Annotated in this window: 26 protein-coding genes (1 of these 26 cut by a window edge); 12 read left to right on the top strand and 14 right to left on the bottom strand. The window is 66.5% G+C overall.

The genetic code is table 11. The features are described 5' to 3' along the window. Nucleotides 1–1,398, top strand: partial view of an ABC transporter ATP-binding protein/permease gene (locus C0V74_RS06270; RefSeq protein WP_143252194.1) — the 3' portion only. 432 nt of this gene lie to the left of the window's left edge; only the last 1,398 of its 1,830 coding nucleotides appear in the window; its start codon lies off the left edge, out of view; the stop codon is at nucleotides 1,396–1,398. A 6-nt stretch (nucleotides 1,399–1,404) separates the two neighbouring features. Here C0V74_RS06270 and C0V74_RS06275 read toward each other — a convergent pair whose 3' ends face one another. The 4 genes from C0V74_RS06275 to C0V74_RS06290 form a co-directional block, all read right to left on the bottom strand. After that, nucleotides 1,405–1,803 carry a GFA family protein gene (locus C0V74_RS06275; protein WP_143251066.1) on the bottom strand — a complete coding sequence of 133 codons (399 nt, stop codon included), beginning with the start codon at nucleotides 1,801–1,803 and terminating at the stop codon, nucleotides 1,405–1,407. A gap of 90 nt (nucleotides 1,804–1,893) precedes the next feature. Beyond that, nucleotides 1,894–3,192, bottom strand: a complete 1,299-nt coding sequence (hslU, locus tag C0V74_RS06280) for an ATP-dependent protease ATPase subunit HslU (protein WP_131622518.1) — start codon at nucleotides 3,190–3,192, stop codon at nucleotides 1,894–1,896. Nucleotides 3,193–3,197: 5 nt separating this feature from the next. Beyond that, on the bottom strand, nucleotides 3,198–3,773 hold the full coding sequence (hslV, locus tag C0V74_RS06285) for an ATP-dependent protease subunit HslV (protein WP_131622520.1): 576 nt from the start codon (nucleotides 3,771–3,773) through the stop codon (nucleotides 3,198–3,200). A 41-nt stretch (nucleotides 3,774–3,814) separates the two neighbouring features. Continuing rightward, entirely contained in the window at nucleotides 3,815–4,285 is a 471-nt protein-coding gene (locus C0V74_RS06290; protein ID WP_143251067.1) for an outer membrane protein assembly factor BamE, read from the bottom strand. A 142-nt stretch (nucleotides 4,286–4,427) separates the two neighbouring features. On the opposite strand from C0V74_RS06290, the gene C0V74_RS06295 reads away from it, so the two are divergent. Together C0V74_RS06295 and C0V74_RS06300 are read left to right on the top strand one after the other, a co-directional pair. Then, a complete protein-coding gene (locus tag C0V74_RS06295) occupies nucleotides 4,428–4,943 on the top strand; it encodes a ubiquinol-cytochrome C chaperone family protein (RefSeq protein ID WP_143251068.1) in 516 nt (171 codons plus the stop codon). Further along, nucleotides 4,943–5,473 (top strand): DUF177 domain-containing protein, encoded by a 531-nt coding sequence (locus C0V74_RS06300; RefSeq protein ID WP_143251069.1) that lies wholly within the window; start codon nucleotides 4,943–4,945, stop codon nucleotides 5,471–5,473. Before C0V74_RS06295 ends, C0V74_RS06300 begins: the two co-directional genes overlap by 1 nt. Nucleotides 5,474–5,513: 40 nt before the next feature. Here the strand turns inward: C0V74_RS06300 and ssb are convergent, their stop codons facing one another. The 5 genes from ssb to C0V74_RS06325 form a co-directional block, all read right to left on the bottom strand. Next, complete coding sequence (ssb, locus tag C0V74_RS06305) at nucleotides 5,514–6,047, bottom strand: single-stranded DNA-binding protein (RefSeq protein ID WP_143251070.1); 534 nt, start codon at nucleotides 6,045–6,047, stop codon at nucleotides 5,514–5,516. 133 nt (nucleotides 6,048–6,180) lie between these two features. Continuing rightward, nucleotides 6,181–8,043 (bottom strand): ferrous iron transporter B, encoded by a 1,863-nt coding sequence (locus C0V74_RS06310; RefSeq protein ID WP_143251071.1) that lies wholly within the window; start codon nucleotides 8,041–8,043, stop codon nucleotides 6,181–6,183. Further along, the gene (locus tag C0V74_RS06315; RefSeq protein ID WP_143251072.1) at nucleotides 8,040–8,279 is read right to left on the bottom strand and encodes a FeoA family protein; all 240 of its coding nucleotides are present in this window, start codon (nucleotides 8,277–8,279) and stop codon (nucleotides 8,040–8,042) included. The genes C0V74_RS06310 and C0V74_RS06315 overlap by 4 nt, the downstream gene beginning before the upstream one ends. A gap of 53 nt (nucleotides 8,280–8,332) precedes the next feature. Further along, nucleotides 8,333–8,995: a COQ9 family protein gene (locus C0V74_RS06320; protein WP_143251073.1), complete on the bottom strand. Its 663-nt coding sequence runs from the start codon at nucleotides 8,993–8,995 to the stop codon at nucleotides 8,333–8,335. Continuing rightward, entirely contained in the window at nucleotides 8,992–9,609 is a 618-nt protein-coding gene (locus C0V74_RS06325) for an ankyrin repeat domain-containing protein (protein ID WP_143251074.1), read from the bottom strand. The genes C0V74_RS06320 and C0V74_RS06325 overlap by 4 nt, the downstream gene beginning before the upstream one ends. A gap of 79 nt (nucleotides 9,610–9,688) precedes the next feature. Here C0V74_RS06325 and C0V74_RS06330 point away from each other — a divergent pair, with 79 nt between their 5' ends. Genes C0V74_RS06330 through C0V74_RS06355 form a run of 6 tightly spaced genes read left to right on the top strand, consistent with a single transcriptional unit; the run spans nucleotide 9,689 to nucleotide 13,658 of the window. Then, on the top strand, nucleotides 9,689–10,291 hold the full coding sequence (locus tag C0V74_RS06330; protein WP_143251075.1) for an SCO family protein: 603 nt from the start codon (nucleotides 9,689–9,691) through the stop codon (nucleotides 10,289–10,291). Further along, a complete protein-coding gene (locus C0V74_RS06335; protein WP_143251076.1) occupies nucleotides 10,279–10,740 on the top strand; it encodes a YcgN family cysteine cluster protein in 462 nt (153 codons plus the stop codon). The genes C0V74_RS06330 and C0V74_RS06335 overlap by 13 nt, the downstream gene beginning before the upstream one ends. Beyond that, nucleotides 10,737–11,459, top strand: a complete 723-nt coding sequence (locus C0V74_RS06340; RefSeq protein WP_143251077.1) for a SprT family zinc-dependent metalloprotease — start codon at nucleotides 10,737–10,739, stop codon at nucleotides 11,457–11,459. The genes C0V74_RS06335 and C0V74_RS06340 overlap by 4 nt, the downstream gene beginning before the upstream one ends. Nucleotides 11,460–11,492: 33 nt before the next feature. Next, nucleotides 11,493–12,077: a hypothetical protein gene (locus C0V74_RS06345; RefSeq protein WP_131622541.1), complete on the top strand. Its 585-nt coding sequence runs from the start codon at nucleotides 11,493–11,495 to the stop codon at nucleotides 12,075–12,077. Then, complete coding sequence (gene ribD / locus C0V74_RS06350; protein WP_246844983.1) at nucleotides 12,040–13,041, top strand: bifunctional diaminohydroxyphosphoribosylaminopyrimidine deaminase/5-amino-6-(5-phosphoribosylamino)uracil reductase RibD; 1,002 nt, start codon at nucleotides 12,040–12,042, stop codon at nucleotides 13,039–13,041. Before C0V74_RS06345 ends, ribD begins: the two co-directional genes overlap by 38 nt. Then, entirely contained in the window at nucleotides 13,041–13,658 is a 618-nt protein-coding gene (locus C0V74_RS06355; RefSeq protein WP_143251078.1) for a riboflavin synthase, read from the top strand. Before ribD ends, C0V74_RS06355 begins: the two co-directional genes overlap by 1 nt. On the opposite strand, the gene C0V74_RS06360 is transcribed toward C0V74_RS06355, so the two are convergent. The 3 genes from C0V74_RS06360 to C0V74_RS06370 are packed head-to-tail and all read right to left on the bottom strand — an operon-like array spanning nucleotide 13,655 to nucleotide 16,137. Beyond that, nucleotides 13,655–14,065 carry a response regulator gene (locus C0V74_RS06360; RefSeq protein ID WP_143251079.1) on the bottom strand — a complete coding sequence of 137 codons (411 nt, stop codon included), beginning with the start codon at nucleotides 14,063–14,065 and terminating at the stop codon, nucleotides 13,655–13,657. The two genes, C0V74_RS06355 and C0V74_RS06360, sit on opposite strands and share 4 nt — an antisense overlap. Nucleotides 14,066–14,069: 4 nt before the next feature. Then, entirely contained in the window at nucleotides 14,070–14,537 is a 468-nt protein-coding gene (gene dut / locus C0V74_RS06365) for a dUTP diphosphatase (protein WP_143251080.1), read from the bottom strand. Next, nucleotides 14,530–16,137 (bottom strand): bifunctional phosphopantothenoylcysteine decarboxylase/phosphopantothenate synthase, encoded by a 1,608-nt coding sequence (locus C0V74_RS06370; RefSeq protein WP_168194165.1) that lies wholly within the window; start codon nucleotides 16,135–16,137, stop codon nucleotides 14,530–14,532. The genes dut and C0V74_RS06370 overlap by 8 nt, the downstream gene beginning before the upstream one ends. Nucleotides 16,138–16,279: 142 nt before the next feature. Between C0V74_RS06370 and C0V74_RS06375 the strand changes: the two genes are divergently transcribed. Next, nucleotides 16,280–16,663, top strand: coding sequence for a DUF4345 family protein (locus C0V74_RS06375; RefSeq protein ID WP_143251081.1), 384 nt, complete (start codon nucleotides 16,280–16,282; stop codon nucleotides 16,661–16,663). Between the two features lie 4 nt (nucleotides 16,664–16,667). On the opposite strand, the gene ubiB is transcribed toward C0V74_RS06375, so the two are convergent. Both ubiB and C0V74_RS06385 read right to left on the bottom strand, forming a co-directional pair. Next, complete coding sequence (gene ubiB, locus C0V74_RS06380; protein WP_143251082.1) at nucleotides 16,668–18,227, bottom strand: 2-polyprenylphenol 6-hydroxylase; 1,560 nt, start codon at nucleotides 18,225–18,227, stop codon at nucleotides 16,668–16,670. 1 nt (nucleotide 18,228) lies between these two features. Continuing rightward, nucleotides 18,229–18,972 carry a class I SAM-dependent methyltransferase gene (locus C0V74_RS06385; RefSeq protein ID WP_131622552.1) on the bottom strand — a complete coding sequence of 248 codons (744 nt, stop codon included), beginning with the start codon at nucleotides 18,970–18,972 and terminating at the stop codon, nucleotides 18,229–18,231. Nucleotides 18,973–19,086: 114 nt separating this feature from the next. On the opposite strand from C0V74_RS06385, the gene mutM reads away from it, so the two are divergent. Continuing rightward, a complete protein-coding gene (mutM, locus tag C0V74_RS06390) occupies nucleotides 19,087–19,902 on the top strand; it encodes a bifunctional DNA-formamidopyrimidine glycosylase/DNA-(apurinic or apyrimidinic site) lyase (RefSeq protein ID WP_143251083.1) in 816 nt (271 codons plus the stop codon). Nucleotides 19,903–20,033: 131 nt separating this feature from the next. Next, the gene (gene rpsT / locus C0V74_RS06395) at nucleotides 20,034–20,294 is read left to right on the top strand and encodes a 30S ribosomal protein S20 (protein ID WP_131622556.1); all 261 of its coding nucleotides are present in this window, start codon (nucleotides 20,034–20,036) and stop codon (nucleotides 20,292–20,294) included. Nucleotides 20,295–20,697 lie beyond the last annotated feature (403 nt).

Genomic DNA, 20,697 nt, shown 5'->3' on the forward strand with positions numbered 1-20,697 from the left:
ACCAAGAGCATCGATTCGATGCTCTATTTCCTGCTGTTCAACATCGCGCCGACCATCCTTGAACTGATCGCGGTGGCGGTGATCTTCTATACGCTGTTCGGCCTGCCCCTGGTGATCGCAACCGCTATCACCGTCGCGATCTACATCGTCGCCACCCGCGTGATCACCGAATGGCGCACGGCGCTGCGCAAGCAGATGAACGACCTCGACGGGACCGCGCTCGCGCGGGCAGTGGATTCGCTCCTCAACTACGAGACGGTGAAGTACTTCGGCGCTGAAGAGCGGGAGCGGGAACGGTACGGCCGGGCTGCCGGCGCCTATGCCGAAGCGGCGATCAAGTCTGAGAACTCGCTGGGCCTGCTCAACATCACCCAGGCGCTGATCATGAACGGCCTGATGCTGTTCGCGCTGGGTTTCACGGTCTGGCAATGGAGCCAGGGGCGCCTGTCGGTCGGCGATCTGGTGGCGGTGCAGACGTACCTCACCCAGTTGTTCCGCCCGCTCGATATGCTCGGCATGGTGTATCGCACCATCCGGCAGGGACTGATCGACATGGCGGCGATGTTCAAGCTGATCGACGCCGACATCGAAGTGGCTGACGTCCCAGGCGCACCTGCGCTCATCGTCCGGCGTCCCACCGTCGCGTTCGAAGATGTGATTTTCGGTTACGAGCCCGATCGGACTATCCTGCACGGCCTCAGCTTCGAGGTGCCGGCAGGCGCGCAGGTGGCGATCGTCGGTCCATCAGGCGCGGGTAAGAGCACCATCGCCAGGTTGCTGTTCCGGTTTTACGATCCTTGGTCCGGCCGGGTCCTGATCGATGGGCAGGATATCTCGGAGGTGACGCAGGCGTCCGTCCGGGCTGCCATCGGCATCGTGCCGCAGGACAGCGTCCTGTTCAACGATACGATCGGTTACAACATCGCCTACGGCCGCCCGTCCGCGCTCGGCAGTGCGAGCGACGAGGATATTGTTCGAGCAGCGCGAGGCGCCGCGATCCTGCCCCTTATCGAGCGCTTGCCGCAAGGTTTCGCCACCGAGGTGGGCGAACGCGGGTTGAAGCTGTCGGGCGGCGAGAAGCAGCGCGTTGCCATCGCGCGGACGCTGGTCAAGGATCCGCCGATCCTGGTGCTCGACGAGGCGACCAGCGCCCTGGACTCGCGCACGGAGCAGGACATCCTGGCGACGCTGCACCGGGTGAGCGCGCATCGCACCTCGCTCAGCATCGCTCACCGTCTGTCGACGGTCGCCGACGCGGACCAGATCCTGGTGCTCGATCAAGGCCGGCTGGCAGAGCAGGGCAGTCACCCTGCCCTGCTACGGAAAGGCGGACTCTACGCGGAAATGTGGAACCGCCAGCAGTCCGAAAGCGAGATCCTGGGCGAAGCCGCGGAATAACCGCCGTCAGGCCCCGGGATAGCGGTCAAATCGCGGCAGAGTGCCGAGGGACTCTTCCCACGGAAGACTGTCGGCAACCTGGATATGAGCCTGCGGCGCGCGCTCCGCCGCATCGTCGAACGAGACGGCCTGTATATCGACGATCCCGGGCAGCATCTGTTCGTTGTAGTAGAACAACCCCGTGCCGCACCGGCCGCAGAAGTGCCGCTCACCGTATTCGGACGATCGATAGACGCTCGGCGTACCGCTCTCCACCGTAAGGGCGTCCTTCGCGAAGGCTGCCCAAGGCACCATGATCGCCCCGCTGCTGCGCCGGCAGTCGCTACAGTGACACACCGCATTGTGATGCATCTCTCCGTCCACCGTATAGCGCACCGCACCGCAGTGGCAGCCTCCGCTCGCCATAACCATCTCCCTCGTCTGGCGGGCCGAGTGTAGTGGCAGCACAGGCCGCGAAGCAAGCGCCGCCACCGCCCGCGCGAATGACGCCGCCAGCTAGAGAATGAATTTCGACAGATCGCTGTCCCCAGCCAGTGCGCCGAGCCGGTCGCGCACGTAAGGCGCGTCGATCGTCACGGTCTCGCCCTTACGATCCTCCGCCTCGAAGCTGAGTTCTTCGAGCAGCTTTTCCATCACCGTCTGCAAGCGGCGCGCACCGATGTTCTCGACGCTCTGGTTCACCTGCGCCGCGATGCGTGCGATCTCGCGCACGGCATCTTCGCCCAGTTCGAGCGTGACCTCCTCGGTGCCGAGCAGCGCCTTGTACTGCGCGACCAAGTTAGCGCGGGTCTCGCTGAGGATGCGCACGAAATCTTCCTCGGTCAGCGACTGCAATTCGACGCGGATGGGCAGACGCCCCTGCAATTCAGGCAACATGTCGGACGGCTTCGCCACATGAAACGCCCCGCTCGCGATGAACAGGACATGGTCGGTCTTCATCGGCCCGTACTTGGTCGAAACGGTGGTGCCTTCGATAAGCGGCAACAGGTCACGCTGGACGCCCTCGCGGCTGACTGAGCCGCCGCGCACGTCGCTCACCGCGATCTTGTCAATCTCGTCGAGGAAAACGATGCCGTTGCTCTCGGCGTTGGCCAGGGCGACGCGGGCCACGTCGTCCTGGTCCATCCGCTTTTCAGCTTCTTCTTCGACAAGCTTGTCCCACGCGTCCGGCACCTTGAGCTTGCGACGCTTCAAAGGCGACTTGCCCATGGCCTTGGACATCATATCGCCAAGATTGATCATGCCGACGTTGCCGCCCATCCCGCCCAGGTCGAACGGCATGGCCGCCGCTTCCTCGACCTCAATCTCGACCTCGACGTCGTTCATGGCGTTCTGCGTGATCCGCTCGCGAAAGCTTTCGCGCGTCGCTTCGCTGGCGTTCTCGCCGACGAGCGCTTTCAGCAGGCGGTCCATCGCGGCCCTGCTCGCAGCCTCGCGCACCGCCTCGCGCCGGCGGTCTTTCTCCAGCCGGATCGCTTCTTCGACCAGGTCGCGCGCGATCTGTTCAACATCCCGGCCAACATAGCCGACTTCGGTGAACTTGGTCGCCTCCACTTTCACGAACGGCGCTTCGGCAAGCTTCGCCAGGCGCCGGCTGATCTCGGTCTTTCCGCACCCGGTGGGCCCGATCATCAGGATGTTCTTGGGGCTGACCTCGTCGCGCAGTTCAGGCGAAAGGCGCTGGCGCCGCCAGCGATTGCGCAAGGCCACGGCGACCGCGCGCTTGGCGTCGGCCTGGCCGATGATGTGCTCGTCGAGCGCGGCGACAATCGCCTTTGGGGTCAGGTTGTCCATGAGTTTCAGACCGTTTCGACCGTCACGCGGTCATTGGTAAATACGCACACTTCGGCTGCAACCTGCATCGCGCGGCGGGCGATCTTTTCGGGATCGTCCTCGTAATCGGATAACGCCTTGGCCGCGGCGAGAGCGTAATTGCCCCCGCTGCCGATGGCGGCGATCCCGCCTTCCGGCTCCAGCACATCGCCATTGCCGGTCAGCACCAGCAACACGTCCTTGTCCGCTACGATCATCAGGGCTTCAAGGTTGCGCAGGTATTTATCGGTGCGCCAGTCCTTGGCGAGTTCGACCGCTGCGCGCATCAGCTGGCCGCTGTATTGCTCCAGCTTCTTCTCCAGCCGCTCGAACAGGGTGAAGGCGTCAGCGGTCGCTCCCGCGAAGCCTGCGATGACGGCGCCTTCCCCGTTCGTGTCCCTGGGGCCGATCCGACGCACCTTGCGCGCGTTCGGCTTCATGACGGTATTGCCCATCGACACCTGACCGTCGCCCGCGACGACCGTCCGGTCCCCGCGCTTGACGCCGATGATGGTGGTTCCATGCCACGGGGTCAGGCCGTGCGCCGAATGTCTCTCATCCATGCCGCCGCATATGGGGGGCGGCTGGTGCGCTTCAAGCGAGGTTAGGGGCCGGTAGGGCCCGCGCCGCCGGCGCCAGGCGCGCCGACCGCGCCGATGTTTCCGAACAGGTCTTCGAAGAACCCGCGGTTGCGGCCGACGGTCGCGGTCTCGTCACCATCCGGATTGAGGAACACGACCTGGTCAAGGCCGGTGCGCTGCACATTGGCGACGTTGCCCGCGGCGTCGAATTGGACGGCCAGCACCTGGTGTTCGGCAATCTTGGGGTCCGAGAACGGCCGCCGCGCCGTACGGCTCGATACATAATACCAGGTCGGCTGGCCGAACTGGCTTTCGAAGCTGGGATGGCCGAGGGTACCCTGAACCGACTGCCGATTGTCGATACCCGGCTGGATGGAGCTGGTTAGCGTCTGGTCGACGATATAGCCGCGGCTCTCCTTGATCGAGGCGCAACCGCCCATCGCCAGCGCCACTGCTGCCAGCGCGCCCGCGCCCAGGAACCGAACAGCCGTCATCGAAAACCTCTTTGTCCTAACCGGGAGTCTCGCCCGTCGCCGCTCGCCTTAGGGTGGCGGAACCACGCTGGCAATCGCGCGACCGCGTCCGCCTGTGCCCTGCTGCTTGAATTGGCGGTGAATGCACGCGACATGACGGCGCATGACCCTTTTGCACCGACTGTTCGCGCGCAAGCCTGACGAACGCGAAGACCTGCGGCCCCTGTGGCAAGCGATCGTGGACGAGGCGCGTCGTCCCGTCTGGTACGCCGAATTCGGAGTGGAAGATTCGGTCCCCGGGCGGTTCGACATGGTGACTGCGGTGCTTGCAGCGGTGCTGGTGCGAATGGAGGCGGCGCCGCCGCTCCTGCGATCCTCGGTCTACCTGACGGAGCTGTTCGTGCACGACATGGACGGCCAACTGCGCGAACTGGGCGTGGGCGATCCGGTTGTCGGCAAGCACGTGGGCAAGCTGGTGGGATCGATGGGGGGGCGTCTGTCGGCATACCGCGCAGGGCTCGCTGGTGATGAAACCGCCCTGCAAGACGCGGTACAGCGCAACCTGACCGTGCGTGAAGGCGGCGATGTCGCCGCGGTCGCAGGTTGCTTGCGGGACTTCGCCGGTCGGCTCGCGCGAACGTCTGACGACGAATTGGTCGCAGGAAAGATCGCACGGTGATGGCCACCGAGGATCCCGGCGTGGAATTTTCCCGGATGGTCCGCGTGCGGCCGGCCGTGCCCGAGCGCGTGACGATCGAAGCGGACGAAGGGGAACGGGCCGCCCTTGCCGCGCGGTTCGGCGTAGTGGGCATTACCAGCTTCAGCGCCGAATTGACGTTTGAGCCAGACGGCGATGCTGTCGACGCGCGGGGCTTCCTGAGAGCGCAGTTGATTCAGGCGTGCGCGGTCTCCGGCGATGACTTTCCGGTGAAAGTGGAGGAGCCGCTGAGCCTGCGGTTCATGCGCGAAGTGCGCGCGGTTGATCCCGAGGAAGAGGCCGAGCTGCCTGCCGACGAGCCGGATGAAATCGAATTCACCGGCGATAGTTTCGACATCGGCGAAGCGGTCGCCCAAAGCCTTGGCCTAGCGATCGACCCTTACGCCGAAGGGCCAAATGCCGACGCTGTCCGGCGCGAGGCGGGCATTGCCCCTGAAGGCGAAGCCGAAGGTCCGCTTGCCGAACTGCTAAGAGGCCTCAAGCCGACCTAGCGGCACCTCGTCCCCCGCGCGGCCGGTGATCATTGGACGATCAAAAGGGAATATCGTCGTCGAGATCGTCGTAGTTCGATCCGCCGCCCGACGACGCGCCGCCCGCTGCACCGCCCTGGTTCCAGCCGCCCCCCGAAGAGCCGCCGCTCGAAGAGCTGCCGCCGCTCCAGTCATTGCCGCCGCCACCGCCGCCGCGCTGGCCACCGCCACCGCCACCGCCTTGCGCGCCGTCGAGCATCGTCATGACCGCGCCCGGCCCGCCGACGGAAATCTCGGTCGAGTAGCGATCGTTACCCGATTGATCCTGCCACTTGCGGGTGCGCAGGCTGCCTTCGATATAAACCTTGCTGCCCTTGCGCAGATAGCGTTCGGCCACCCCGATCAGGCCGTCCGACTGCAGCACCACCGTGTGCCATTCGGTGCGTTCCTTGCGCTCGCCAGAGTTCTTGTCTTTCCAGCTCTCGGACGTCGCGATGCGCAGGTTGGCGATGCGCCCGCCGTTCTGGAAGCTCTTGACCTCGGGATCCGCGCCCAGGTTTCCGATCAGCATGACCTTGTTGAGGCTGCCCGCCATCTCTCTCGCTTCCCTTCTACAGCTCAAACACGACTGCATCCGCAGGCGCGCCTGTTAAGTGATTCTCGCCTCGATGTAGGGCCGGCGCCGCCGTCCCTCAACCAGCCGTCAGCCGCTTATGCCCGAAGCTTGGCTAAAGGCCGAGCGCGGTCGCTGTCCAGAACGTGAGGCCGGCGAAAATATAAGCGAGCCCAAACAGGTACGCGAGCATGAACGCCGGCCATTTCCACCCGTTCGTCTCGCGCCGGGTGACGGCGATCGTCGAAAGGCACTGCGGCGCGAACACGAACCACGCCAGGAAGGCGAGCGCGGTCGGCAAGCTCCACTTCGCGGACAACTGGCTGGCGAGGCCCTGCGCCGCCGCTTCCTCGTCAGGGGCGTCGACTGCGTAGGTCGTGGCCAAGCTCGACACGGCCACCTCGCGTGCGGCCATCGCGGGAATGAGCGCCAGCGCGATCTCGCGGTTAAAGCCGATCGGCTCCACCACGACCGCCAGCCCCTTGCTAACCTGACCGGCGATCGACGCCTCCACCTGGCTTTCGCCCGGCGCCGCGCGCGGGAAACTGAGAAGGACCCACAGCACGACCGTGACGGTGAAGATAATCGTGCCGGCGCGCCGCAGGAACACCCATGCACGTTGCCATAGCCCGATCGCCAGGTCCTTGAGCAGCGGCATCTGATAACGGGGCAATTCCATGATGAACCCCGAGGCTGCGCCCTTCGCGACAGTTCGCCGCAGCACGAGCGCTGCCGCCATCGCGCCGACGATACCCGCCACGTACAGGCCGAACAGCACCAGTCCCTGCAGGCCGATAATTTCGAATCCTTCCGGACCGATCGCCGTGCGGGGGATAAACGCCGCAATGATCACCGCATAGACCGGCAGCCGTGCTGAACAGGTCATCAGCGGGGCGATCAGGATAGTGGTCAGGCGATCCTTGGGATCGGCGATCGAGCGGGTCGCCATGATGCCGGGAATGGCGCAGGCGAAGCTGGAGAGAAGCGGAATGAAACTGCGCCCGGACAGCCCCACGCCCTGCATCATCCGGTCCATCAGGAACGCGGCACGCGCCATGTAACCGGACGCTTCCATCGCAAGGATGAAGGCGAACAGGATCACGATCTGCGGCAGGAAGACGACGACCGAGCCAACACCCCCGATAATCCCCTCCGTCACCAGGTCGCGCACCAGACTGGCGCCGACGTTGTTGCGGATCGAATCGGAGATCATGCCCGCGAACATCTCCAGCCCATCCGCGAACGGAGTGGCCCAGGCGAAGACTGCCTGAAAGACGACGAACAGCAGGCCAAACAGGATCAGCGGCCCGAACCACGGGTGAAGCAGCACCCGGTCCAGACCCGCGTGGAGCCGGTGCTGGGCGGTTTCCGACAGCACTGCGCCGCGCGCGATGTTGGCCGCGGCCAGACGCCGTTCGGGAAGCGTCAGGTGCGCGCGGGGGTGCAACTCATGCGCCTCGGCGTGCCGCTCCGCACTAGCGATCGCCTCGCTCAACTCGGTCAGGCCCCTCCGGCGCACGGCAACGGTCGGGATCACCGGCACGCCCAAGCCTTGTGACAGTGCCGCGGGATCAAGCGTCAGCCCGTCCCGTTCGGCAAGGTCGACCATGTTGAGCGCGACCACGGTGGGCCGGCCCAGCGCAATCACCTCCTGCGCGAACACCAGATGCTGTTCGAGGTTAGCCGCGTCGAGCACCACGATGAGCACTTCAGGAGTCGCTTCACCGGCGAATTCACCGTGCACGACCTTTCGCGTGACTTCTTCGTCAGGGCTCGACGGGTCGAAGGAATAGGCGCCCGGCAGGTCGATCAGTTCGACCGGTTCTCCGCTCGGCAGCGTAAGGCGGCCCGCCTTGCGTTCGACGGTGACGCCCGGATAGTTGGCAATCTTTTGGCGCGCGCCTGTCAGCGCGTTGAATAGTGCGCTCTTGCCTGCATTGGGGTTGCCGACCAGCGCGGCAGTGCGCAGTCGGCTCACAGCGGCTCGATCTCCATGGCCGAGGCATGGACCCGGCGTACCGCCACGGTCATCCGGCCGATCATCACCGCAATCGGGTCGCGTCCGCCAAATACGCCGCGATGTGCAATCGCCACCCGCGCGCCCGCGTCGAGACCCAAAGCGCGTAGTCGCATTCCATCCTGAGGGGCGAGGCGATCCCAGTCCACTGCCACGATGCGCGCGCGGTGACCGCGTTCAAGTCCCTCCAGAGTCATTATTCGCAGGTAGGCAAACGCGCCGCTAGTTGCAACTGATTTGCAATAGTGGATCAGGACGCCGGGTAGCGCAGCCTCCCCAAGAAGCGCGCGACGCTGAACCGCTCGCCGCTGGGCCGCAGAAGCTGCGCCTTAACTTTCTCGAACTGCATCACGCCCTCGATCCGGCGGTCGAGGAAGGCGCCGGTGGAGGTCTTTCCCTCGCTCTCATCGTCGACAAATACCGCCAGGGTGGCGGCGTAGATGCCGGCGAGCAGGGCCCGCTTGGTGTAGTGGTTGTAATCTGTCGCCGTGTCGCCTGCGAGCCGCCACATCGCGTCCGCGCTGGCCCAGCCCAGCTTCCCAGCGCGCACCGCGTTCTGCGGCAGCGACATGATCGCAAGCGCGCGCCGCAGCGCCTCTTCCCGTCCGGCAATCGCCGCGAGACGCGCCTGCACCAGCGCACGTATGCGCTCACGAATCTTGAGCGCGCCGAGGGTCTCGGGCGGCAGGGCATGCGCCATCGCCAGGTCGACGCTGCCGACCCATGCCGCAATCATGTCCATCGCTCCGCCGGGAAAGGCGAGCCGCGCCACATCGGCGTCGACCGCGTCCATCTGCGCGGCGGATACAAGCGCGGCGTCAGTCCACCCGTCGAACACGGCCGCATCGGCGATCGCCGGGGCCAGCGCCACTCGCAGTTCGTCCAGGGTCAGGTCAGCGCTCGCCGCCGTCACAGACCGGGACCGTAAGTTTCCGATTGCGGGGCAGCCTTGCGCGCCGCTTCCGCGCGGTCGATCTCCGCTGTGACCCCGGCCGAACCGCCCATGAGTTTCGCGTATTCGCGCGCCGAGCGTCCCGAAGTGTCGGCCCGATCAGCGCTTGCGCCGTGCTGCAGCAGCAGCCGGATCATTGGGACGTCGCGCCGATGCACCGCCGCGATCAGCGGCGTTTCGCCCGACGCGTTGACGACATCGACCCGAGCGCCCCTTTTCAGGAGAAGCTCCACCCCTTCGGTAAACCCGAGACCCGCCGCCAGGGCCAGCGGGGTGACGCCTCGCTTGTCGCTCTTATTGGGATCCGCCCCGCGGTCGAGCAGGAACCGGGTCCATGTCTCGTCCCGCCGCTGCACCACGATGTGCAGCGCGGTCTCGCCAGTGGTCTGATCAGTCGTCTTGATCAGGGTGCTACCCGGTTCGCTCAAGAACTCGGTCGCCTTCGTCCCGTCGCGATCCTTGACCGCCTTCAGGAAGCTATAGCCATCGCGCATCTGTGCCGCCGCAGGCGCGGAAGCGAACATGGCGCCGAACGCCAGAAACGCGGCCAGATTGCGGAAAACGACCCCCGGCATCTTTCAGCCCCTCTCTTCAAACCTTACGTAAACGCGCCAGTCGGCAACGGCGCCCTTGCCGCCCACCCGTTAGCAGACCATGAACCGCCGCGCCATGCCTCGCCTCCTTACAGCAGCCCTCCTCTTTCTGTCTCTCGCGGGATGTCAGCAGTCCCCCGCGCCAGCGGACGAGCCTCCCCTGGCGGGCGCAACGATCGGCGGTGATTTCACGCTGACCGACCAGCATGGGCAAACGAAGCGCTGGGCCGACTTCCGCGGCAAGTATGCGGTGGTGTATTTCGGCTATACCTACTGCCCCGACATTTGCCCGACGGATGTCCAGCGAACCACGCAGGGATTGAAGGAGTTTGCCCGCGAGCACCCGGATTTGCGGGCCAAGGTCCAGCAAATCTTCATCACCATCGATCCCGAGCGGGACACCCCCCAGGTGGTCGGCCAGTTCGCCGCCGCGTTCGATCCCAAGATGGTCGCTCTCACCGGCACGCCTGAACAGGTGCAGGCCGCTGCGGATGCCTTCAAGGTTTATCATTCCAAGGGCGAGCAGGAAGACGGCGGGGCCTATCTCGTGAACCATTCCGGCATCACGTACTTGTTCGACCCCGCCGGGCTCCCGCTCGCAACCCTGCCGACCGATCAGGGCGCATCCGCCGTGGCCAAGGAACTGGCGAAATGGGTGCGCTAAGGGACGACTTCTGGAACCTGCCCCTCGCAGACCTCTCCCGCGACGAGTGGGAGGCGTTGTGCGATGGCTGCGGTCTATGCTGCCTGCATAAGCTGGAGGACGAGGATACGGGCGAGATCGCCCATACCAACGTCGCCTGCAAGCTGCTCGACACCGGCACCGCGCTGTGCGGGGAATACCGGCACCGCAAGGCTTTCGTGCCCGATTGCATGCGCCTGACGCCCCGCCTGGTCAAACAGGTCAGCTGGCTGCCCGAGACATGCGCCTATCGTTTGCGGGCGGACAACCAGCCGCTGGCGGAATGGCACTATCTCGTGAGTGGCAACCGGGAGTCGGTCCACGCCGATGGCCCCGGCGTCGCGGGCCGGGTCATCAGCGAAACCGTGGCTGGGCCGCTCGAAAATCACGTCGTGGACTGGATCCGGTTGGACGAGGACGCGGACGCATGATCGGCTGGCTGGCGCGCGATGCGGCCGGTCCGACAGTGGAGATAGCGGGGCGGGTCCTCCCCGTGGCGTTGCGCCGCGACGCGCGAGCCCGGCGCCTGACCCTGCGCCTTGCGCCGGACGGCAGCGAAGTGCGCCTGACGCTCCCGCGCTGGTGCCCGGAGCGCGAAGCGCTGGGGTTCGTCCGGGCGCGTACGCAATGGCTGGCAGACCAGCTCGCCCGGGTGCCGGAACAGCGCGCACCGCGCGCCGGTGGAACGATCTTCTATCGCGGAGGGGAACTGGCGATCGACCACCGAACGGTCCATCCACGCACCCCGCAGCTGGAGGACCACCGCATCGTCCTCGGCGGTCCGGCCGATCAGATCGCGCCGCGTCTTCAGCGCTGGCTCGAGCGATCGGCACAGGCGCTGCTGGTCGAAGACCTCGCCTTCTACGCCGCCCGGGCGCGGATACCGACACCGCAACTGCGGCTGAGCCGGGCGCAACGCCGCTGGGGCAGTTGCTCGACCAACGGCACGGTGCGAATCAACTGGCGGCTGGTGCAGGCGCCGGATGCGGTGCGCCGATCGGTGGTCGCGCACGAAGTCGCGCATTGCCTGCACTTCGACCATAGCCCGGCGTTTCACGCGGCGCTCGGCGAACTGTTCGAAGGCGACCTCGCGGCCGCAGACGCATGGATTAAGGCGCACGGCCTCTCACTTTACGCCAGCTTCGGCTAGGCGAAGGCGGAACCAGCTCCTAGATTGGGTGCCATGCGGATCATCCAGCGCCTCAACCCCGGTCCGGGCATCGCCGATTTCTGGACCGAGTTCAAACGGCCCAATCCATACCGGTGGCCGATCCTCGGCGGCTCTGCGCTGCTGACCGCGTCCCTCATGTTGCTGCTGAGCGATCGCGCCGCGGACTTCGACTGGCTGGTGGGCGCCGCGCTGGCGCTGATCGCGGGAGTTGCCATTGCCGCGGCCATCGCCGAGCACGTGCGAATCCGCGTCGGGGTGCTCGCGCTCGCGGGGCTGATGACCTTCACCTTGATGTATCAGTTCACCAAGGAGCGGGTGATCGTCCCGCCCCGGCCGCCGGAGGTGACCTTCATCTCCACCTTTGCCGATGGCCGCAGCGATGCGGAAATCCAGGCGTCGAACATCGCCAATCAGGCGGTACAGGACCGCTGGCAGGCCGAGCTGGCCCGGCGCGAGGAAGAGGCGAAGGATGCTTACCGCGCGCTCGGCCGGGCGACCGGGCTCGATGTGGATGCGATGGAACGCGAGATCGCCCGTCAGGAAGCGCAAGCGCAACCCAGTGCTAGCGCCAGCGGAGCCGCCCGCCCTGCCCGATGATCCGCAGTGGCTCGCTGCTGCGGCACGGCTGGCGGCCCGCGGGCGCGGGCTGACCCGGCCGAACCCGGCGGTCGGCTGCATTATCGTCCGCGATGACCAGGTGCTGGCGCGCGGCTGGACCGCGCCGGGCGGGCGTCCGCATGCCGAAGCCATCGCGCTGCGAGCCGCCGGCGACCGCGCATACGGGGCGACCGTTTACGTCACGCTGGAGCCTTGCGCGCATTTGTCGGCACGGGGGCCAGCGTGCGCGGACCTGCTGGTCGCGGCGCGCCCCGCGCGCGTGGTCGTGGGGGTCGAGGATCCAGACCCGCGCACCGCCGGCAGTGGACTTGCCCGGTTGCGCGACGCCGGGATCGCTGCCGAACTGGTCCGGTCCGCCGCTGCAGCGGATAGCCTGGAAGGGTACCTGACCCGCGCCCGGCTGGGCCGGCCGCATGTCACTTTGAAATTGGCCATGTCCCTCGATGGATGCATCGCGCTTGGCGATGGTACCAGCCAGTGGATCACGGGCCCCAAGGCGCGGGCGCATGTCCACGCCCGGCGCGCCCGGGCCGATGCGATCCTGGTCGGGGGCGGAACGTGGCGCGTGGATGCGCCGCGCCTCGACGTCCGGCTCCCCGGGCTGGAGCATCGCTCGCCGGAGCGGTGGGTGCTGAGCCGCCAGGCTGCCGACGGAGCGCAGACCATCGCCGCGCCCGATGACATCCGGTCAATGGACGGCGTGCACTACCTTTACATCGAGGGCGGCGCGCGGACGGCGGCGGCATTTCTGTCGGTCGATCTCATCGATCGGCTGGAGATTTATCATGCTCCGATCGTCATCGGCGATGGCTTGCGGGCTTTGACCTCCCTTGGCGTGTCCGACTTGGCAGCGACTCACGGACGCTGGGCTGTCACCGAGCAGGCCCGGGTTGGCAGCGACCAGTTCACCGCTTATCGCCGCGTCCGAGAAGGAGAGGCCTGATGTTCACCGGTATCGTCACTGCCGTCGGCACTATCGAGAGCGTCGAGCAGCGCGGCGACATGCGGGTGCGGATTGCCTGTCCGTGGGATCCCGATCGGATCACCATCGGTGCCTCGATCGCCTGCGCCGGCGTGTGCCTGACGGTGGTCGAGCGCGGCGGGGAGGCGGGCGACGCGTGGTTCGCAGTCGACGTCTCGGCCGAGACTGTCAGCCGCACCGCCCGCGGCATGTGGCACCAAGGCGCGCGCATCAATCTCGAACCGTCGCTCAAGGTCGGTGACGAACTGGGCGGGCACATCGTCTCAGGGCACGTGGACGCGGTAGGCGAGGTGGCCAACTGGGAACCGGAGGGCGATTCCATGCGGGTAACCGTGCTCGCCCCGCGCGAACTCGCGCCGTTCATCGCCGCCAAGGGCTCGATCACGGTCGACGGCGTATCGCTGACGGTCAATTCGGTGGAAGATCGGAGCAACGGCTCGGTCCATTTCGGGCTCAACATCATCCCGCACACCGCTGAGGTCACCACGCTGGGGGAATTGGCCCAAGGGTCCGAGGTCAACCTCGAGATCGACACCGTCGCGCGCTATCTTCAGCGGCTCGAAAGCCTGCGCGCCTAGAGGGCCCGCTCTTCGGGTGGCTTGGGCGCCTCGCGGGTGCGGGACCATTCGAGCAACTGATTGACCATGCTGACCAGCCGCTCGGGCTCGAACGGCTTGCGCAGATAACCGTTGGCGCCTGCCTGGCGAGCGATCGCCTCATCCTCAGCGGATCGCCGGGCGGTCAGTACTAGGATCGGAATGGCGTAGAGCTCGGGATCGCGGCGGACGATCTTGATCAACTCGGACCCGCTTATCTGCGGCATCGCCATGTCCACGATCGCGAGATCCGGCTTGCGGCGACGCAGCGCGCGCAGGGCATCCTCGCCGTCGCCCAGCACCCCGACCGCGTGACCTGCATCCAGCAGCGTGGCCTGGACCAGCTCGCCCATCAGCGAATCGTCTTCGGCATAGAAGATCAACGCCATCCGCTCACTCCCGTGAGAGGCGCGCGTGTCCACCGGTCGAGCCGAACCCGCCCGATCCGCGCTCGGTGTCGGACAGCTGCGAAACCTCGTGCCAGTCCGCCCGCAGGACAGGCGCCAGCACGAGCTGTGCGATCCGGTCTCCGCGTTCGATGGCGAATGATTCCGCGCCGTGGTTGATCAGGATGATTTTAAGCTCGCCGCGGTAATCGCTGTCGATCGTGCCGGGCGCGTTCGGCACGCTGATACCGTGCTTGAGCGCCAGGCCCGAACGCGGGCGCACCTGGATTTCGAACCCGGCCGGGATGGCGAGCGCCAATCCGGTGGCAACGGCGTGGCGGGCGCCGGGCGCGATGGTCACCTGTTCCGCGGCAAGGACGTCCATCCCCGCCGCGCCGCCGGTTGCGTAAGCGGGCAATGCCAGCCCTACGCCGTGCGGCAGTCGCTTTACCTCGACGCCAATTGCCTCACTCATCGCGAGGATCGATCCTGTCGAGCGCCTTCGCCAGCCGCTCGGCGAGTGCCAGCGCGACGTCGTTCTTGGCCATCGGCGGCAGGTCCTCGATCCCCTCGCTCGTGACGATATGCACCGTGTTGGCATCGCCCCCCATGACGTCTCCCGACACGTCGTTGGCGACGATCCAGTCCGCCGCCTTGCGCTTGCGCTTCACGATCGCGTTTTGCACCACGTCCTCGGTTTCCGCGGCGAAACCGACCAGCAGCTTGGGCCGCTGCTTGCCACTGGCGACCTGCGCCAGGATGTCGGGGTTCTCCGTCAGCAGCAGCGCCGGCGGGGCGGACCCGCGCTTCTTCATCTTTTCGGGCGCGTAATCCTTGCTCCGCCAATCGGCGACCGCGGCCACCATTACCGCCGCATCGACCGGCAGCGTCTGCTTGACCGCTTCGGCCATCTCGCGCGCGGACTCGACGTCGATGCGATCGACCCCTGATGGGGTCGGCAGCGACACCGGTCCAGCGATCAGCGTGACCCTGGCACCCAGGGCGGCAGCGGCGGCCGCGATGGCGAAACCCTGCTTCCCGCTCGACCGGTTGGCGATGTAGCGCACCGGATCGATCGGTTCGTGAGTCGGACCGGCCGTGACCAGTACGTGGCGGCCGTAGAGTGGGCGGTGCACCGGATCGATGTCGAAGTCGGGCTGTCCGGATAGCGGATCGGGCAGCGCCTCGGGCAGTTGCTCGCCGGCACCGGTAAGCACCGTGTGGTTGAGGGCCGCGGCGTCCGTCGGCGGAGCGGCCCGCGCCTTGCCTTTCTTGGCCATCAACGGGGACGACAAATCCGGCGTTCGAGCATGCTCGTCCTCCTCCACGGGGGGCAGCGGCGCGGCCAGGTCATCGTCACCGTCGGACGGCTGCCGCAGCGCGGTCGTGCGCGGCACGAGGGAGGAAAGCAGCGAGCTCAGACGCCCGCCGCCGTCCACCTCGGCCTCGGGCTCCAGCGCCTCGACCAGCCCGCCTTCGCAATCGGCAACCAGGCCGAACCGCGCGGCGATCTCCGCCCATACTACTTCGGGATCGGGCAGGCGACCGGGGCCAAACTCGCCGCACGCCATCGGGCCCTCGTCGGGCTCCATCACGTCAACGCCCGCTTCGCGCAGCCAGGCCACGTTGCGGCGGGTGGCCTCGTGCAGCCACATCTTCACGTTCATCGCGGGAACCGCGAGCACCGGCTTGTCGGTCGCCAGGATCAGCGTGGTGGCTAGATCGTCCGCGATGCCGGCCGCCATCTTGGCGAGCAGGTCCGCCGTCGCGGGACAGACCACGACCAGATCGGCCGCGCGGCTGAGCTGGATGTGGCCCATCTCGACCTCGTCCTTCAGGTCGAACAGGCTGGTATAGACCTTGTTCTCGCTCAGCGCCGCCAGCGCCAGCGGGGTGACGAACTGGCTCCCGCCTTCCGTCAGCACGCAGGTGACTTCGCCCCCGCCGCGACGGATCAAGCGCACCAGCTCGCACGATTTGTACGCAGCGATCCCGCCGCCGATCACGAGCAGGACCTTGGGCCCGCTCAAACGAGACGGCTCGCGGTGCGGTCGCTGACCGACCAGCTCGTGCATGAAACCCCTCGCATCACCACCATTGCGCCAGGATAGCCAAGGCGCACAATCCGCGCCAGCCCTAGGGGGGCGGTGGTTAAGATTGCGCTAGCGCAAGTTTGGCGCGTCCTTCACAAGACCTGCAATCCGAGGGGGAAACACCATGCGCCTGATCCTGACCGCCCTGATCTTCATCGAAGGGCTGTTCTTCCTTGTCATGGGGCTCGGCTTCCTGGTGATGCCCGCCAGCACCGTGACCAGCTTCCACCTCGCGCCCGACGGGGCAGGCGGACTGGCCGTGCTGCGGGCCGATTTCCCGGCGTTGTTCTTCGTCGGCGGCGGGGCGATGATCTGGGGCGCGTGGAAGCGCAACGGGGACTTGCTGCTGGTGCCCGCGGCGATCTTCGGCATCGCGCTGCTCGGCCGGTTCGTCAGCCTGCTGGCCGACGGGCCTTACCCGCAGTTCTGGTCACCGATGATTGTCGAGGCGATCGCGGTCATCCTCTCGCTTGTCGGCGGCCGCGTGCTGCCTCACCGGCTGACGTGAGCGATCAAGTCAGCAACCCGCCCAGCGAAGCGGCAGCCACAGCCGCGCCACCGGCCACTGCGGCCAGAAGATAACCGGGCCAGCGCGGTCGTCCCAGGCTCCGCTCCCACATCAGCGGGATGACCGGCAGCGGCGGCGGCTCGGGCGCCCCGCCGCGCGCGGGATAGCGCTCCTCGATCCGGCGGACGAGTTCGGGCAGCCGGAACAGCGTCTCGACATCGGTGCGCAGCCGATCGGCCAGCGCGGCTTCCGGGCCCAGTTCGTCGCGGATCCATTCGCGCACGAACGGTGCCGAGACCTCCCACATGTTGATCGACGGATCGAGACTGGTGGCGAGACCCTCGACCATCACCATCGTCTTTTGCAGCAACAGCAGGTGCGGCTGGGTCTGCATGTCGAAGTCGCGAGTGATGGCAAACAACCCGTCGAGCATCTGCCCGACGCTGAGCTCGCTGACCGGCTTCCCGCGCATCGGCTCACCCACCGCGCGCAGTGCGGTCGCGAATTCGTCGACCGAGTGGTAGGCCGGGACGTACTGCGCTTCGAAATGAATTTCGGCCACGCGCTTGTAGTTGCCGGTGGTCAGGCCATACAGGATCTCCGCCAGCCACTGGCGCGCGCGCCGGTCGATCCTGCCCATGATGCCAAAGTCGATCGCCACGATCGTTCCGTCGGCGCGCACGAACAGGTTACCCTGGTGCATGTCGGCGTGGAAGAACCCGGCGCTGATCGCCTGCTGCAGGAACGCGAGCACCAGCCGGCGGGCAAGCGCGGGGAGGTCGTGACCCGCCGCGATGAGCGCGGCACGATCGGAAATCTTGACGCCGTCGATCCACTCGATCGTCATCACCCGGCCGTTGGTGCGATCCCAGTCGATCGTCGGGATGCAGTACCCGTCAAAGCCCCGCATCGCGTCAGCCAGTTCCGAAGCGCTGGCGGCTTCCCGGCGCAGGTCAAGCTCGCGGTTGGTCCAGCGCTTGAAATTGGCGATAGTGAGCCGAGGGCGCAGGCGCGATGCCTCCCCGCCCATCGCCTCCAGATGCGCGGCCGCCCATTCATAGGTCGCGATGTCCCGCGCCAGCTTGTCGCGGATCCCGGGCCGCTGCACCTTGATCGCGACCGTTCGCCCTTCGGTCGTCACCGCGCGGTGCACCTGCGCGATTGAAGCGGACCCGACCGGGACCGGGTCGATCGAGGCGAACAGCGACGCCACCGGCGCATCGAAGCTGCGCGCGATCTCGGCCTCGATCGCCGCGAATGGGACCGGGGGCAGGCTGTCTTGCAAGGCCAACAGGTTATGCGCCGCCTCTTCGCCGACAAGATCGGGCCGGGTAGCGAGCGACTGACCAAGCTTGATGGCCGCCGGTCCGATCTTCTGGAACGCGGCTGCATAGTCGGGCTGCCCCGCCTTGCTGGTCAGCGCGGCCCAGCGCGCCAGGCGCGCCATCCGCGACACCGGTGCCGGAGTGTTGGGATCGGTTTCGATCCCCACGAGCGCGCGATGACGGGCCGCCGTCATGCCCCACAGAAACAGCCGCCAGATGTGCGTTGCCGGACGGGTCACGCTAGACTTTCCACCCCGAATGAATCGCCACCAGTCCGCCCAGGATCGGCTCGACCTTGGTCCGCGCAAAGCCAGCGTCGCGGATCATCGCTTCGAACGCGGGCATGGTGGGAAAACGGCGGATCGATTCGATCAGGTAGCGATAGCTGTCCGCGTCTCCGGCAATCGCCTCGCCGATCCGGGGGACCAGCCGGTGCGAATAGAAGTCGTAAGCGTCCTTGAACCCCGGCCACTCGGTGCTCGAGAACTCCAGGCAGAAGAACCGTCCGCCGAATTTCAGCACCCGGTGCGCCTCCGCCAACGCGCGATCGATACGGGTCACGTTGCGGATGCCGAATGCGATCGTGTAGGCATCGAAACTGCGCGCGGGATACCGCAGGTCCTCGGCGTTCTGCCGGCTCCACACGAGCCCGTCGATGCCGCGTTCCAGCGCTCGTTCGACACCGACGTCCAGCATCTCCTGGTTGATGTCCGCCACCGTCACGCTCGCGCCGCGGTCGGCCAGCCGGAAGGCGATGTCGCCGGTGCCGCCCGCCATGTCGAGAATCGCCTCACCCGGCTGCGGCTTGACCCGGCGCACGAAGGTGTCCTTCCACAACCGGTGCATCCCGCCGCTCATGGCGTCGTTCATGACATCGTACTTCGCCGCCACGCCGGAGAACACCGCACCGACGCGGCGGGTTTTCTCTTCGGGGTCCACTTCTTCGTAGCCGAAGGACACGGTGTCGCGCGCAGGTTCGCTCATGGCACGCGCCTTAGCATCGCACCGACAAGTGGGAACCGGTTTTCGCCATTCAGGCGATGTGATCGAATGGGCCGGGCAATTGCAGGTTGCGCAAAGGCTGTTAGAGGAGCGGCGATGCCCGAGCTTCCCGAGGTCGAAACCACCGTGCGCGGGCTGGCTGCAACGCTTGACGGCGCCCGGATCGCACGCGTTTCGCTGAACCGCCCCGACATGCGCCGGGCCTTCCCCGAAGGGCTGGTCCAGGCCTTGACGGGGGCGCGGGTCACGGGGCTCGGCCGGCGGGCCAAATACGGTCTGATCCACACCGATCGCGACACCACGCTGGTATTCCACCTGGGTATGAGCGGGCGCTGGCGGATCGATCCGTCGCAAGCCGACAAGCACGATCATCTGGTGCTGGAAACCGCCGATCACCGCTATGCGCTGAATGACGCACGCCGGTTCGGGTTCGTCGATCTGGTCGATACCCCGGCCCTCGACAATTGGCCGGCGTTCGCGGCGCTGGGACCCGAGCCGCTCGGCGAAACGCTGAGCGCGGCGCATCTGAAGGCGGCGTTCGACGGGCGCAAGCAGGCGATCAAGCTGCTGCTTCTCGACCAGCGTATCGTCGCTGGCCTGGGCAACATCTACGTGTGCGAAGCGCTGTGGCACGCGCGCATCAACCCGCGCAAGGCGGCGGGCAAAGTCTCCAAAGCTGCGCTCGAGCGTCTGGTGCCGGCCATTCGTGACGTGCTGGAGCGATCGATCGACGACGGCGGCTCGACCTTGCGCGATTATGCCCAGCCCGATGGAAGCCTCGGCTACTTCGCTACCCGCTTTGCCGTCTATGGGCGCGAGGGGGAGGCATGCCTGCGCGAGGATCGCGGCACGGTATCCCGCTTGGTACAGGGCGGCCGCAGCACCTGGTTCTGTCCCAAATGCCAGCGCTAGCTTGACGGAATCGGGTAGCGACGCTAGGGGCGCGCCTTTCCCGGCGGGTCCGCCCGTCGCGAGCAATCACGCAAACACAAGACTTCAGGCCGCGCTCCGTCGGCCCATCGAGGACAGACCCGAGGACCCTTATGGCCAACACGCCGCAAGCCAAGAAGCGCATCCGCCGCAACAATGCCCGCGCGGAGATCAACACCAACCGCGTGAGCCGCATCCGCAGCTTCATCAAGAAGGTCGAGACCGCGATCGCCGGAGGCGACAAGACTGCCGCCGCCGATGCGCTCAAGGCTGCCCAGCCCGAACTGGCGCGCGGCGTTGCCCGCGGCGTGCTTCACAAGAACACCGCCAGCCGCAAGATGAGCCGCCTCTCCAAGCGAGTCGCCGGCCTCTGATTCGGCCTAACCCCGGCAGACACCGGGGCGGATAAGCGGAACAAAAGCGAACGACGCCGGCGGTGATTCCGCCGGCGTTGTCGTTTGCGCTTCGTGCATCTGATGCAAATGACGGAATTCCCGCGATTCGCGCGCCATGCATTGGCTTTGCCCAAAATTTTCAACGACTTGGACGCAGCTCTGCCGGTTAGACCGAGTCAACAGCCAATATTTCATTTTTTTTGCACCGCCGGCCTTGCCAGTCGCCCGGTGGTGTTCAAAAAGAGCCCTCGTTCGCGGCTTGGACGGCGCGAGCTCTTTTAGGTCTGGACTCACGGCAAACCCGGCAATCCTTGCGATTCCGGGTGGTGGCGAAGCTTTGTCCAGGGGGGAAACGGTCCGATCTCGGTCGGGCAATTGGGGA

The organism is Altererythrobacter sp. TH136 (assembly GCF_007065885.1).
GTDB lineage: Bacteria > Pseudomonadota > Alphaproteobacteria > Sphingomonadales > Sphingomonadaceae > Tsuneonella.

Bases quoted from the DNA above. Each gene is read 5' to 3' on its own strand.
- C0V74_RS06275 (WP_143251066.1), bottom strand. From the start codon at position 1,803: ATGGCGAGCGGAGGCTGCCACTGCGGTGCGGTGCGCTATACGGTGGAC.
- hslU (WP_131622518.1), bottom strand. From the start codon at position 3,192: ATGGACAACCTGACCCCAAAGGCGATTGTCGCCGCGCTCGACGAGCAC.
- hslV (WP_131622520.1), bottom strand. From the start codon at position 3,773: ATGGATGAGAGACATTCGGCGCACGGCCTGACCCCGTGGCATGGAACC.
- C0V74_RS06290 (WP_143251067.1), bottom strand. From the start codon at position 4,285: ATGACGGCTGTTCGGTTCCTGGGCGCGGGCGCGCTGGCAGCAGTGGCG.
- C0V74_RS06295 (WP_143251068.1), top strand. From the start codon at position 4,428: ATGACCCTTTTGCACCGACTGTTCGCGCGCAAGCCTGACGAACGCGAA.
- C0V74_RS06300 (WP_143251069.1), top strand. From the start codon at position 4,943: ATGGCCACCGAGGATCCCGGCGTGGAATTTTCCCGGATGGTCCGCGTG.
- ssb (WP_143251070.1), bottom strand. From the start codon at position 6,047: ATGGCGGGCAGCCTCAACAAGGTCATGCTGATCGGAAACCTGGGCGCG.
- C0V74_RS06315 (WP_143251072.1), bottom strand. From the start codon at position 8,279: ATGACTCTGGAGGGACTTGAACGCGGTCACCGCGCGCGCATCGTGGCA.
- C0V74_RS06325 (WP_143251074.1), bottom strand. From the start codon at position 9,609: ATGCCGGGGGTCGTTTTCCGCAATCTGGCCGCGTTTCTGGCGTTCGGC.
- C0V74_RS06330 (WP_143251075.1), top strand. From the start codon at position 9,689: ATGAACCGCCGCGCCATGCCTCGCCTCCTTACAGCAGCCCTCCTCTTT.
- C0V74_RS06335 (WP_143251076.1), top strand. From the start codon at position 10,279: ATGGGTGCGCTAAGGGACGACTTCTGGAACCTGCCCCTCGCAGACCTC.
- C0V74_RS06340 (WP_143251077.1), top strand. From the start codon at position 10,737: ATGATCGGCTGGCTGGCGCGCGATGCGGCCGGTCCGACAGTGGAGATA.
- C0V74_RS06345 (WP_131622541.1), top strand. From the start codon at position 11,493: ATGCGGATCATCCAGCGCCTCAACCCCGGTCCGGGCATCGCCGATTTC.
- C0V74_RS06355 (WP_143251078.1), top strand. From the start codon at position 13,041: ATGTTCACCGGTATCGTCACTGCCGTCGGCACTATCGAGAGCGTCGAG.
- C0V74_RS06360 (WP_143251079.1), bottom strand. From the start codon at position 14,065: ATGGCGTTGATCTTCTATGCCGAAGACGATTCGCTGATGGGCGAGCTG.
- dut (WP_143251080.1), bottom strand. From the start codon at position 14,537: ATGAGTGAGGCAATTGGCGTCGAGGTAAAGCGACTGCCGCACGGCGTA.
- C0V74_RS06370 (WP_168194165.1), bottom strand. From the start codon at position 16,137: ATGCACGAGCTGGTCGGTCAGCGACCGCACCGCGAGCCGTCTCGTTTG.
- C0V74_RS06375 (WP_143251081.1), top strand. From the start codon at position 16,280: ATGCGCCTGATCCTGACCGCCCTGATCTTCATCGAAGGGCTGTTCTTC.
- C0V74_RS06385 (WP_131622552.1), bottom strand. From the start codon at position 18,972: ATGAGCGAACCTGCGCGCGACACCGTGTCCTTCGGCTACGAAGAAGTG.
- mutM (WP_143251083.1), top strand. From the start codon at position 19,087: ATGCCCGAGCTTCCCGAGGTCGAAACCACCGTGCGCGGGCTGGCTGCA.
- rpsT (WP_131622556.1), top strand. From the start codon at position 20,034: ATGGCCAACACGCCGCAAGCCAAGAAGCGCATCCGCCGCAACAATGCC.